Origin of the sequence: Frankia sp. Hr75.2 (genome assembly GCF_949319125.1) — a bacterium.
In the GTDB taxonomy this organism is placed as follows: Bacteria; Actinomycetota; Actinomycetes; order Frankiales; family Frankiaceae; genus Parafrankia; species Parafrankia soli.
Genome location: NZ_CASGGV010000043.1, coordinates 1 through 12,456, shown reverse-complemented (window position 1 = coordinate 12,456; position 12,456 = coordinate 1). Strand labels below are relative to the sequence as shown.

Annotated in this window: 11 protein-coding genes and 1 pseudogene; 7 read left to right on the top strand and 5 right to left on the bottom strand. The window is 69.2% G+C overall.

The genetic code is table 11. From position 1 onward, the window contains the following. Positions 1-236: hypothetical protein (locus tag AC559T_RS04815; protein WP_498867898.1), on the bottom strand; the 236-nt coding region annotated here is incomplete at its 3' end. A gap of 168 nt (positions 237-404) precedes the next feature. On the opposite strand from AC559T_RS04815, the gene AC559T_RS04810 reads away from it, so the two are divergent. Genes AC559T_RS04810 through AC559T_RS04800 form a run of 3 tightly spaced genes read left to right on the top strand, consistent with a single transcriptional unit; the run spans position 405 to position 3,425 of the window. Beyond that, positions 405-1,079, top strand: coding sequence for a DUF4158 domain-containing protein (locus tag AC559T_RS04810; protein WP_498867897.1), 675 nt, complete (start codon positions 405-407; stop codon positions 1,077-1,079). Beyond that, the gene (locus tag AC559T_RS04805) at positions 1,060-2,073 is read left to right on the top strand and encodes a hypothetical protein (protein WP_498867896.1); all 1,014 of its coding nucleotides are present in this window, start codon (positions 1,060-1,062) and stop codon (positions 2,071-2,073) included. Before AC559T_RS04810 ends, AC559T_RS04805 begins: the two co-directional genes overlap by 20 nt. A 35-nt stretch (positions 2,074-2,108) precedes the next feature. Beyond that, positions 2,109-3,425, top strand: a complete 1,317-nt coding sequence (locus AC559T_RS04800) for a Tn3 family transposase (protein ID WP_498867895.1) — start codon at positions 2,109-2,111, stop codon at positions 3,423-3,425. A 94-nt stretch (positions 3,426-3,519) separates the two neighbouring features. Here the strand turns inward: AC559T_RS04800 and AC559T_RS04795 are convergent, their stop codons facing one another. Then, positions 3,520-4,251, bottom strand: coding sequence for an HAD family hydrolase (locus AC559T_RS04795; protein ID WP_498867894.1), 732 nt, complete (start codon positions 4,249-4,251; stop codon positions 3,520-3,522). 391 nt (positions 4,252-4,642) lie between these two features. On the opposite strand from AC559T_RS04795, the gene AC559T_RS04790 reads away from it, so the two are divergent. From AC559T_RS04790 to AC559T_RS04775, 4 genes are all read left to right on the top strand, one after another. Beyond that, a complete protein-coding gene (locus tag AC559T_RS04790) occupies positions 4,643-4,864 on the top strand; it encodes a hypothetical protein (protein WP_498867893.1) in 222 nt (73 codons plus the stop codon). 389 nt (positions 4,865-5,253) lie between these two features. Further along, the gene (locus AC559T_RS04785; RefSeq protein ID WP_498867892.1) at positions 5,254-8,082 is read left to right on the top strand and encodes a Tn3 family transposase; all 2,829 of its coding nucleotides are present in this window, start codon (positions 5,254-5,256) and stop codon (positions 8,080-8,082) included. A 183-nt stretch (positions 8,083-8,265) separates the two neighbouring features. Continuing rightward, the gene (locus tag AC559T_RS04780) at positions 8,266-9,093 is read left to right on the top strand and encodes a MerR family transcriptional regulator (protein ID WP_498867891.1); all 828 of its coding nucleotides are present in this window, start codon (positions 8,266-8,268) and stop codon (positions 9,091-9,093) included. A gap of 150 nt (positions 9,094-9,243) precedes the next feature. After that, a complete protein-coding gene (locus AC559T_RS04775; RefSeq protein WP_498867890.1) occupies positions 9,244-10,308 on the top strand; it encodes an SDR family NAD(P)-dependent oxidoreductase in 1,065 nt (354 codons plus the stop codon). A 341-nt stretch (positions 10,309-10,649) separates the two neighbouring features. Here AC559T_RS04775 and AC559T_RS04770 read toward each other — a convergent pair whose 3' ends face one another. From AC559T_RS04770 to AC559T_RS04760, 3 genes and pseudogenes are all read right to left on the bottom strand, one after another. Beyond that, on the bottom strand, positions 10,650-11,501 hold the full coding sequence (locus AC559T_RS04770) for a hypothetical protein (RefSeq protein WP_498867889.1): 852 nt from the start codon (positions 11,499-11,501) through the stop codon (positions 10,650-10,652). 175 nt (positions 11,502-11,676) lie between these two features. Continuing rightward, positions 11,677-12,072, bottom strand: a pseudogene (locus AC559T_RS04765) (zeta toxin family protein); the annotation flags it as partial. Further along, the gene (locus tag AC559T_RS04760) at positions 12,069-12,347 is read right to left on the bottom strand and encodes a hypothetical protein (protein WP_498867888.1); all 279 of its coding nucleotides are present in this window, start codon (positions 12,345-12,347) and stop codon (positions 12,069-12,071) included. The gene AC559T_RS04760 and the pseudogene AC559T_RS04765, both read right to left, overlap by 4 nt. Positions 12,348-12,456: the final 109 nt, after the last annotated feature.

Here is a 12,456-nt window from a genome sequence, read left to right as displayed (position 1 = left end):
TGCGGCGCGGGTGGGACAGGGCACCGGAACGCCACCGTAACCCCGGACCGCGCAGGCACTTCGACGCTCAGCACCGGGCGCCCGGACTTGCTCGTCAACGTCAGCGGGCACATGGACTTGCCGCCCAGCCCCAGGGGCGTTTCCACCGCGACCAGCGACGCCTGAAAGGCCGTGTCGTTGTCGTTGAAGGCCCGGGACTCGGGTCCGTGTCGGGGTGTCGGTAAGACTCGTGTCACCAGGTACACGCGATTGAGTACGCCCAGCTCAGCGGTGGTGTCCGGAGAGGGTTGAGGGATCTTTCTCTGATCGTCGGACGCCGCTGATCGTGTGCAGCCAGTATTGATCCGGATTCGTGGGGTTTGTGGCGGCTTGGCTGCCCGCTTCGTGGAAGGTCCGGATGCCTCGTGGCGCGTGTGCTGGACGAGGACGAGCTTGTCGGGAACTGGACGCTGGTCGGGGACGAGCTGGAGCAGCTGTCGGGCCGGCGGGGCGCGACGAAGCTCGGGTTCGCGCTGCTGCTGCGGTTCTACGCGGTGCACGGCCGGTTCCCGATGGGCCGCTCCGAGATCCCCGATCAGGCTGTCGCCTATGTCGCCAAGCTGGTGGGTGTGCCCGCCGCTGAGCTGGGGCTGTATCCGTGGGACGGCCGGACGATCAAGGCGCATCGCGCGGATATTCGCAAGTACTTCGGGTTCCGGGAGTGCTCGGTCCCGGACGCAGACAAGGCCGCGGCCTGGCTGGCCGTCGAGGTATGCGAGAAGGAACGGCAGGTCGATCGGGTCCGCGCCGAGCTGCTGGCGCACCTGCGCGAGGAGAGGATCGAGCCGCCGACCCGGGACCGGCTCCGCCGGATCATCGGGAGCGCGTTGCGGCAGGCCGAGCAGACGCAGACCGCCCGGATCGCCAGACGCGATCCCGCGGCTGCTTGCTCTGATCGCCAAGAGCGCCGATCCCGGCGACGCCGCCGAGGGCCAGGAGGAGAACGACAGGGCGCTGTTCGGGGCCGCGGCGGCCGTCGGGGTGGACGTGTTCGCGGTGATCCGGGAGGAGCCAGGCAACGTGAGCGTGAAGACGATTGAGCGGGAGGTGTTCAAGCTGACCGCGATCCGCGCGGTGGGCCTGCCGGAGGGCCTGTTCGCGGATGTGGCGCCGAAGGTGCTGGCGTCGTGGCGGGCGCGGGTGGCAGCCGAGGCTCCCTCGCACCTGCGGTCGCATCCGCATGAGGTGAAGGTGACGCTGCTGGCGGCGTATGTGTACTGCCGGGCGCGGGAGATCATCGACACGCTGGTCGATCTGCTGATCTCCACGGTGCATCGGATCAATGCCCGTGCCGACACCAAGGTGACCAGCGATTTCGTGGCGCAGTTGAAGAGGGTGTCGGGTAAGGAGAACATCCTGTTCAAGATGACCGAGGCCGCGCTGTCGCAGCCGCGGGCGGCGGTGGAGGACGTCATCTACCCGGCGGTGCCGGGCGGCCACGGCACGCTGGTGTCGCTCCTTCAGGAGTACAAGACGAAGGGCAGCACCTACCGGCAGCACAAGCAGCGGGTGTTCAAGGCCTCCTACACCAGCCACTACCGGACCGGCCTCATCCAGATCCTGGAGGCGCTGGAGTTCGGGTCGACGAACACCGTGCACGCGCCGATGATGGCGGCCCTGGCGTTGATCAAGCGGTACAAGGCTGAGGAGTCGAACAGGGTCAAGTGCTACGCGCTGGGCGAGCACGTGCCTGTGGAGGGGATCGTCCCGGCTGAGTTGGTGGACCTGTTGTACCGGGCCGACAGCAGGAAGCGGCAGCGGATCCTGCGCAGCGTGTACGAGTGCGGCGTGTTCCAGGCGCTGCGCGAGAAGCTGCGGTGCAAGGAGATCTGGGTCCTCGGCGCCGACCGGTGGCGCAACCCCGACGACGACCTGCCGAAGGACTTCGAGGCGAACCGGGCCGAGAACTACGCCAAGATCCGCAAGCCGCTGGACCCGCAGGTGTTCATCGACCAGCTGCGTGCCGAGATGGACGCTGAGCTGTCGGCGCTGAACAGCGGCCTGGCGGGCAAGGGCCTGGCCTGGCCTGGCTGAAGATCGCCGAGCGCCGCAACGCCGGGGCGATCCAGTTGACCCCACTGGACGCCGTCCCCGAGCCGCGGAACCTGCGCCGTCTGAAGGCGGCGATCCGGGACCGGTGGGGCGTCGTGCCGCTGATGGACATGCTCACCGAGACCGCGCTGCGCACCGGCTGCCTGAGCGTGTTCACCCCGGCCGGGACCCAGAACCACCTGGAGGCGGCGGTGCTGTTCGAGCGGCTGCTGCTGCTCATCTACGCCTACGGCACCGGCACCGGGATCCGCGCGGTCGCCGCCGGCGACCACCGGCACACCGAGGACGACCTGCACTACACCCGCCGCCGCTACCTGACCGTCGAGGGCTGCCGCGAGGCCGCCCACCTCATCGCCAACGCCACCTTCACAGTCCGCCAGGCCGCCCTGTGGGGTGAGGGCACGACCGCGGTCGCCTCGGACTCCACCCACTTCTCGGCGTTCGACCAGAACATCTTCACCGAGTGGCACTCGCGCTACCGGCGCGCCAAGCGCGGCGTCCTCATCTACTGGACGGTGGAGACCGGCGGGTCCATGGCCGTGCACTCCCAGCTCATCTCGTGTTCGGCCTCAGAGGTCCACGCGATGGTCGAGGGCGCGATGCGGCACGGCACCGACATGGAGATCGAGCAGAACTTCGTCGACTCCCACGGCGCCAGCTTCGTCGGGTTCGGCATCACCCGGCTCCTGGACTTCGACCTGATCGCCCGGTTCAAGCAGATCAACAAGATGAAGCTCTACCTGCCGGGGCGGGGCGAGGACTACTCCTACCCGCTGCTCGCACCGGCGCTGACCCGGCCGATCCGGTGGGACATCATCGCCAACAACTACGACCTGATGATGAAGTACGCCACCGCCATCCGGCTGCGCACCGCCTCCACCGAGGCCCTGCTGCGCCGGTTCACCTCGGAGACGACCCACCCGGCCTACGCCGCGATGCTGGAAGTCGGGCGCGCGCAGCGCACCATCTTCCTGGCCCGCTGGCTCCGCGACCGGGATCTTCAGCGGGAGACCGAGTCCGGGCTGAACGTGGTGGAGAACTACAACGGCGTGAACGACTACATCAAGTTCGGCAAGCGCGGCGAGTTGGCCTCCAACCGGCGGGAGGAGCAGGAGCTCGGGATGCTGTGCCTGCACATCCTCCAGTCCGCCCTCGGCCTCATCAACACCCTCATGATCCAGGACACCCTCGCCCTGCCCGAATGGGACGACGTCCTCACCGACGCCGACCGGCGCGGCCTCACCCCGCTGTTCCACACCAACATGACCCCCTACGGCGAGATCCAGCTCCGCACCGACCGGCGCCTGGACCTCACCGACCTCCCCACAGCGTGACGGCCCGGATATCCCGAAGCTACGGCGAGGGGCAAAGTAGCTGAGTGCGACGGCCTGGAACTCCTACAGCCACAGGGAGCCGACTCAGAGCCGGTCAGGCGTTCGTACGTGATAGGTGGTCGGGGAGGTCGGTGAGGCGTTCGATGCGGCGTACCGTCTCGTCTGCCGTCGGCGATGGTCCACCGGTGATGAAGTCGACGCCGCGGTCCAGCCAGATGCCGGTGAGCCCGGCGAGGGCGGCCGCGTTCACGTCGCTTTCCAGCATGTCGCCCACGTTGACCGCCTGCGCGGGGTCCGTCCGCATCCACCGGCAGGCGATGGCGTAGGCGACGGGCTTGGCCACACCGAGCTCGGTCGGGGTCAGGACGGCTTCGAAGTATTCCAGGAGGCCGAAGCGGGCGAGCTTGGCGCGCTGCTGCTCGGGGTCCCCGTTGGTGAGAACGGCCAGACGCGGTCCTCGGGGGAGCCGTTTCAGGGTCTCCAGGCAGAGCTGGACATCGGGATAGCACCGCCAGGACTCCTCGAACACGGTGAGGTAGCGGTCGGCGATCCAGGCGTCCAGAAGACCGGGACTTTCCGGAACCGGCTCGCCGAGCATCGGCAGGAAGGAACGGAGCCTGCGTCGGTGGTGCTCAGCGAAGGAGCACTGACCGGCCAGGTATTCCCGCATGTGGCGCCCCTCCAGCGTCCACCACAGCGTCACCAGCTCCTCCGGTGGAGCCGCCGCGTTCGGCGCGGCCTGGACGATCTGACCGATCGCTTCCAAGACCGCGCTTCGATGATCGACCAGGGTGCCGTCCAGATCGAAGAAAATCACATCCGCCATAGAGATGATCATCTCGTGGCGCTTGTCCCTGACGCCAGAGGAGTCGCCGGCCGGACCCGCCACGAACTCGCCGCCGAGCCACAGGCCATCTAGATCATCGCCGTTTGCGGCTGGTGACACGTTTCTTACCGGCACCCCCAGCTGGGTGAAGAACTTCAAAGGAACGCGTCGCCAGGTGCAAACGGCGATGATCTGGCTGGGCTACGAGTGCTCACGACCCGGGCAGGCGCCCCGTCTAGTACGCCAGCGGTGCATACCTCCAGGCGTCGCTGTACTCGACGCAGTACGTGGCGTCCGCCGGCGCATTTCTACCGTCCGCGCCTGGACGCGCCCGCCGCAGTAGGGCCCCGGCTTCGGCGCCGTGTTCTGGGCACGGATCACCACGGCGGGATTGCATGGCACGCCGCTGTACTTCGGCCCGCTTCTCGACGCCACGCCCGGCCGTGGCGACGACCGGAACCCGCTGATCGACGTCCGGCTCGCCGCGCAGGGAGTCGCTGCCCGGCGAGCCGTTGTGGACCTCGCGGGGTTCGACGCCGGCACCTACCAGCGGTGGGCAGGCGCGCAACCTGGCGATCTTGAGCAGGTCCGGCGGCTGCTGGCGAGGCGGTAATCGACAGCCCGTGCCGCGCCGGATACGCGGCTGCCCACGGCGGTGTCCCACGCAGCGTCGCGCGTCGGGTCCCGACTTCCGGCCCACCCCACCCATCCGCGATACGTTTCGTTGTTACGTTATAAGTGACGTAACAACGAAACGTATCGGAGGAACGAAACGTATCGGAGGTTGGTGACGCCGTGTAGCCACCACTCCCCTGATTTCTGACGCCCGAGAAGGGAGGCTTCTCGGGCGTCAGGGCGGGGGAGGCGCTCAAGGCCTGCAGGCGGACCTGAGTCGACCATTGCGCGCGGAGTCGAAGCGGCGGGAGGCCAACCGGCTGGGCTGGTCGGTGCAGTGGGCGACGGCGCGGATGGTGGGGACGTTCCTGACGGATCCTGCTGGAGGTGCCCGCGGTGGTCGCGGCGTTCATGGCCGAGCAGGTCGGGGTGGCGGACCCGGGCTGTCTGAAGGGCTACCCGGACCGGTTGCCGACCCAGCATGAGCACGCCCGGGAGATCCGGGACCTGCTGGGCTATCGGACGTTCGGCGCGGCGGAGGAGATGCTGCGGGCGTTCCTGGCGTCGCGGGTGTGGACGTCGACGCCGTCGCGCCGCGAGCTGTTCGACCGGGCGGTGCCGTGGCTGCTGGGTGAGCGGGTGCTGCTGCCCGGGATCACGGTGCTGGCCCGGGCGGTCGCCGATGTGCGCACCGTTGAGCAGGACCGGATCCACCAGGTGCTGCGCGAGGCGACCCCGGTGGAGATGCGCCGGGAGCTCGTCGGGCTGCTGCGGGTACCCGACGGCAAACACGTCTCGACGTTGGAGGAGATGCGCACGGACAGTGACCGCGGTGTCCGGGCGGGGCATGGTCGGGGCGTTGGACCGGGTGTCGTCGGTGTGGGCGGTGGGGACCGGCGGGGTGGACGTGGCGGCGGTGCCGCCGGTGAAACTCGCCGAGCTCGCCGCCTAATGGTCACGAAGGCCACGACGATCCGGGGCCTGCAAGATGATCGGAAGGTCGCGACCGTGCTGGCCACGGTGCGCCGTCTGGAAGCCGTCTCGGTCGACGACGCGCTGCTGCTGTTCGACATCCTGATGGCAACGAAGCTGCTGGCCCGCGCCGAACGGGTCAGCGACACCAAGCGACTCAAGACCCTGCCCCGCTTCCGTAAGGCCGCCGCGCGGGTCGCGGCCGCAATCACCGTGCTCCTCGACGTGCCGCAGGCTCGGGACGGGCAGGTGATGACCTTGGCGGAGATGTGGACCGCGATCGAGCAGGTCGTGCCGCGAGAGAAGCTGCAGGCGGCGCTGGTGACGGTGGCGGAATATCTGCCCGACGATGCCGAGGACGACGACGCGGACTGGCGCACCGAACTGGTCACCCGCTACGCCACGGTGACCGGGTTCCTGGAACTGCTGGCCGAGACGATCGCCTGGGGTGCGACGCCGGCCGGCGCGCCGATCGTGGCGGCGCTGCGGGGCCTTCCCCGGGTCAAGGTACGGCGCACCCCGGAGGCGGCGCACATCCAGGAGCATGCCGGGCTGGTGACCGGTTCGTGGCGGCGGCTGGTGTACGCCAACCCGCAACTGACCGCACCGCTGATCGACAAGCACGCCTACGTGTTCTGCGTGCTCGAACATCTACACCGGGCACTGCGCCACAAGGACGTCTACGCCCTGGGCGCGGACCGGTGGGGTGATCCCCGCGCCCGTCTCCCCGACGGCGACGCCTGGGAGCAGACCCGCCCCCGGGTGCTCTCCGCTCTCGGACTACCCGAGCAGGCCACCGACCATCTCGCCGAACTCGTCTCCGACCTGGATGCCACCTACCGTCACGTCGCTGCCGGCCTGCCGACGAACAGCGCCGTGCAGATCGAGGGCGGGCGGATCCGCCTGGACCGGCTCGCCGCCGCCCCCGACCCTGCCGGGATGGAGGCGGCCCGCGACGCCGTGGCAGCGCTGCTGCCCCGCGTCGACTACGCCGAGCTGCTACTGGAGGTCTTCGAGCGCACCGGCCTACCCGGCGCGTTCACCCACATCTCCGGTTCCGATGCCCGCCCCGCCGACTTCGATCTCAGTCTCGCCGGCGTTCTGGTCGCGGAGTCGACGAACATCGGTCTGGTCCCGGTGACGAACCCGGCGGTGCGGGCGCTGACCCGCGGCCGGCTCCTGGGCGCCGACCAGGCCTACGTCCGCGCCGAGTGCATGAGCGTCGCCTCCGCCCGCCTGGTCGGCGCCCAGGACCAGGTCGACATCACCACCGACTGGGGTGGCGGTCTGGTCGCCGGCGCAGACGGGATGCGTTTCGTCGTCCCGGTCCGGTCGATCGCCGCCCGACCCAGCGCGAAGTACTTCGCCGGCTCGAAACGCCGCGCCGGCGCGACCTGGCTCAACGTCGTCTCCGACAAGGTGATGGGCCTCGGTGGCCTGGTCGTGCCCGGCACCCCGCGCGACAGCCTGCACATTCTTGATGCCCTGCACAACCTCGACGTCGACGAACCCCCGGAGATCATCACGACCGATACCGGATCGTATTCGGATCTTGTCTTCGGGCTGTTCGCGATCAGCGGCTACCAGTTCTCCCCGCGGATCGCCGACCTGGCCGACACCCGGCTGTGGCGCACCCGCCCCGATGCCGACTACGGGCCGCTCAACACGGTGTCCGGGCACACGGTCAACCTGGCCCGGATCGTCGAGCACTGGCAGGACACGCTCCGCGTCGCCGGCTCCCTGATCACCGGGGAGGTCCGCGCCCACGACGTGATCCGCATGCTCACCCGGGAGGGGAACCCGACCGGGCTCGGCAACGCCTTCGTCGCCTACGGCCGGCTGTTCAAGACCCTCCACGTGCTCCAGGTCCTGCATGACGAGTCCTACCGGCGGATGATCGGCGCCCAGCAGAACATCATCGAAGGCCGGCACAACCTCGCCCGGCGGATCTTCTTCGGTAACCGCGGCGAGCTCCGCCAGCGCTACCAGACCGGCATGGAAGACCAGGTCGGCGCGCTCGGACTCGCCCTGAACTGCGTGGTTCTGTGGAACTCCTGGTACATCGACGCCGCCGTCACAGCCCTCGAAGCCAGCGGGATGGCCCTGTCCGCCGAGATCCGATCCCGGCTGAGCCCCCTGATCTTCGAGCACATCAACTTCCACGGCTCGTACCCGTTTGTCCGGCCCGGTCTGGCCGGAGACCTACGCCCACTACGGAACCCCACCAACACCGACGAGCAATGAGCCACGATGACCAGCCGGTCCCGGCTGAGGCAGGCCCGGCCACTGAGCCCCGGATCCGTGCGGTGGCACGCCTTTCACGGCCTGCTACCGGGTTGTCGAGCGCGACCATGTCGACGACGTCGAACAATCGTCTGGGCCGGCCTTGACCGTGACACGGTGGCAGGTTCTACACCAGGAAGCGTCATGTTCAGTATCGGAGACTTCGCCCGGCGCGGGCTCGTGTCGGTTCGCATGCTGCGTCACTACGACGCGATCGGACTGTTGCGGCCCGCCCGCGTCGACCCGGCAAGCGGTTACCGCTTCTACCAGGCCGGTCAGCTCGCCAGGCTCAACCGCATCATCGCTTTGAAGGACCTCGGCTTCACCCTCCAGCACGTGCAGGTGATCCTCGACGAGCAGGTCAGCGTCGAGGAGCTGCGCGGCATGCTGAGGCTGCGTCGAGCGGAACTCGAGGCGACGATCGCGGCGGACACCGCCCGGCTGGCCCGGGTGCAGGCGAGGCTCCGCGCGATCGAGAACGAGGGACGCATGCCCACCGACGATGTTCTGGTCAAGCGCATCACCCCGGTCCGGGTCGCGGAACTGGTGGCCACAGCCGTCAGTTACGCACCCGAGGACATCGGACCGGTCCTGCAGCCACTCTTCCCCGACCTCGTCGGCCGGCTGGCACACGTCGGCCTGACCCCGACGGGACCCGCCATCGCCTACTACTCGGATTCTCCGCGGGGAGATGACACGATCATCGTCCATGCGGCCCTGCCGGTCGCGGCCGAGCCCGACGCCAGCCACGACTTCGCGATCGTGGACCTCCCGGAGATCCCCTCCGCGGCCACCATCGTGCACCGCGGGTCCATGAACGTGGTCGTCTCCACCGGCCAGACCCTGGCTGCATGGATCGACACCAGCGACTACCGGGCTGTCGGATACCCCCGCGAGCTCTACCTCGAATGCCCCTCGGGGGCTCCTGGACGCTGGGTGACCGAACTTCAGGCACCGATCACACAATCCTGAACCGATGATCGGCGTGGTGTTCGTTAGAGGAACCCCCAACGAACACCACGCCACAGACATCACCAGCCAATGTGACCAGGGCGAACGGCGTCTCACAAGACCCGTCCGGAGACTGTCTCAGTTGTCGGGGGCTATCCGTACGCTCCCCCGGTGACCGCGATCCTGATCGGCTACGCCCGCTGCTCCACCGACGCCCAGGACCTCACCGCCCAACACGACCGGCTCACCGAGCTCGGCGTCACCGAAGACCGGATCTACCTCGATCACGGCCTGACCGGCACCACCCGCGCCCGGCCCGGCCTCGACCAAGCCCTCGCCGCCGTCCGAGCCGGCGACACCCTCGTCGTACCGAAACTCGACCGGCTCGCCCGCTCCGTGCCCGACGCCCGCGACATCGCCGACTCCCTGGCCGCCCGCGGCATTCGGCTCTCCCTCGGCGGCACCGTCTACGACCCGACCGACCCCATGGGCAAGATGTTCTTCAACATCCTCGCCACCTTCGCCGAATTCGAAGTCGATCTGCTGCGCCTGCGCACCCGCGAAGGCATGGCGGTCGCCCGCGCCCGCGGGAAGCTGCGGGGCAAGCAGCCCAAGCTGTCGACCAAACAGCAGCGGGAACTACACCGCATGCACGCCCTCGTCGACGACCTCGGCGGCCCGACCAAGGCCGTAGCCGTGCCCTGCGACGTACAGGACTGGGAGCAGGTCGCTGCCCTGCCCGCCCGCGCCGAGGAGGTGTTCGGCCGGCTCGACGCCGTGTTCGCCAACGCCGGGGTGTTCACCCCCACCTCGTTCCTGCACGCCACCGGCTCCCCGGAGCGGTGGCGCGAGATGGTGCTCACGAACGTCTACGGCACGGCCCTCGTCGCCCGCGCCACCCTGCCCGCCCTCGTGCGCTCCTGTGGGCACCTACTGCTCACCGGGTCGGTGACCGGTCGCGTCACGGTCCCCGGCCAGCTCTACTCCGCCACCAAGTGGGCCGTGACCGCCATGGCCCAGTCCATCCGCGCCGAAGTCACCGGAACCGGCGTCCGCGTCACCCTCATCCAACCCGGACTCGTCGACACCGGAGAGAGATCACCTGGCCGCGTCACCGACCCGGCGCTCGACGCGGACGACGTCGCCCGCACCGTCCTGTTCGCCCTCGACCAACCCGACACCGTCGACATCGGCGAGATCGTCATCCGTCCCACCGGCCAGCACCCCCACCGCTGACCACAGAACGCGGCGTCAGCGGCACTGCGCTTACCGGAGGATCCTGTACCGATCACGCTCGACCCCGAGCAGGCCCACCCCGTCGAGATCCAGAGCGCGGGTACGCACACGATCGCCGAGCTCGCCGAACTGTTCTCCATCCGTCTCCCGGGCGACCGTCTATCGGGTCCTCGAACGCGCCACCCGCAAGATCAATCCTTAGCGTTCAATCCTGCGGAAATCTGCGCCTCACCCGGGCTCCTCGCCGGTGCCGTCGTCCGGGATGTCGACGGCGACCAAGGGGAGCGACCGGCCGCCGAAGATCGCTACGGCGGCTTCCGGCCGTATTCCGGCCGCTCCCCCTATAGGCCTTTGGGTCCCCGGCCGATCTGCGGGCCGGGTGGTGGGGTTCCAGGTCCAGGCGGTGGGCCACTGCCCCTGGGAGGCGGGGATGGCTTGAGAGGCTTAGAGAACGACGCCTGTGCCGGGGACCGGGTGGCATGTGAGGGCGCCGCTGGGGTGATCTGGGCGGCGGCATCGCGAGCCGCGGCGGTCTGGCCGGTGACGTCGATCTGGTTATTGGGGGTCAGGCCGCCGCGGCGTAGTTCGGCCAAGGTCTGGGCGCTTGTGCGGATCGCGTCTTCGGCCGTGCGGACCGTCGGGTTCAGTGCTGCTCGGCGGCCGAGTTCGGTTCGCAGCTCCGTCGGGCGCGGGTCGGTCTGGCCGCCCGGGCGAAGCAGCCGCGTGTGGAGTACTGAGTCCGGGACGAGGAGCACGGGGCGCTGCAGATGAGGGCCCTCGTGTGCCCACTGGAGCACCTGGCTCAGTCCGCTCTGGATCGCTTGTGCATCGAGCAGCCGCTGGCCGCCGGCGCTGCTCGACATCGGGATGATGGTCCGGGCGTCCGTGATGGCGATGGCCAGCCCCTCGTGAGTCGTCGCGGTGACCTGATCGGTGGCGACGAACTGGAGCACGACGTCCTGCTGGCGTGCCAGCCAGCCGTCGGCCTCGGCGACTGGCAGCGGGCGGGCCCGCTCGGCGTGGATTGCTTCGGCGGCCGTCGGCGGGCGCAGCAGGGTGCCGTCGGCCTGGCGGACGTTCACGTACAGGTCGGCGCCGGTCCGGTTGGTGACGATCAGACGGTGGACGTGTGGGCTCATCTCGGCGGCGGCCACCGTGGTGGGGATCGTGTCGTACGAGGCTTGGGCCCACACGGGCCAGACCCAGCGGCCGGGCTCCGCGCCGGGCGCCAGGTAGCGGGTACATGGCGTCGAGCCGACTGCGCTCCGCCCGGACCGCGAGGGCGAGCACCCACACCTCGTGACGGTGGCGGCCTTCGGGGAGCGGGGCCGTTAACTTCTCACCGCGCCGGCCGGTCGCGAAGAAGCGGGCGTCGGCGAGCACCGCGTCCGTGTTGCGGAAGGTTCCCTCGGCGACGAAGGAGTAGCCGTGCTCGACCGCGTAGACGAAGCTCATCTGCATCCAGGCGGTCGACGCCTGCTGGGTGGCCGGGACCATGCCGATGGGGTTGGTGTCCATCAACTCCAGGAAGTCCGGGTGGAACTGTCGCAGTTCGTCGCCCGGCAGCTGGATCACGTCGCGGTCCGCGTTCTGCTGCCGGACCGAGGCCATGGCCTGGCTCTTGCCGGCGGCCGGTTGCGCGCCGGTGAGGATCGCGATCGGCCGGTCGCTGGGGTCGGCGGCCGGCGAAGACGTAGGGCACGACCAGCCTGTCGAAGCGCTCCTGCAGCTGGCCCGGGGGCAGCTCGTAGGGGTCGCGGTCAGCCACGGCGCTCCTCGTCCAACGCGCGGATCTCAGCCGTCCATGCGGAGATTCGGGCGAGCAGGGTGGCCCGGTCGTGGGCGTCGACCGCGTCCTTCGCGTCCCGCAGTTCGATGACCTTGGTCCACCAGCGCTGACGCTCGTCCTCGGTGGCGACGCTCTCCGAGAGCCGCACGTAGCGGGCCGACAGGTGCGTGGCGGTCTCGGCGGCCATGTCGTAGACCACGGAGGTGGGCACGTCGTCAGGGATGGTTGGGGTCGGGCTGTGCTCGGTCACGGAGTTCCTCTCGCCTTGTGTGTCAGAGAACATCGTTGAAGTTCTTTCACCCGAGGGTGTCTTCGTCCAGGCCCAGGACTCGGGTCCGTGTCACCAGCCGCCAAGTAGG

Excerpts from the sequence above, each read along its gene's own strand:
- AC559T_RS04780 (WP_498867891.1), top strand. The coding sequence starts at position 8,266 with ATGTTCAGTATCGGAGACTTCGCCCGGCGCGGGCTCGTGTCGGTTCGC.
- AC559T_RS04795 (WP_498867894.1), bottom strand. The coding sequence starts at position 4,251 with ATGGCGGATGTGATTTTCTTCGATCTGGACGGCACCCTGGTCGATCAT.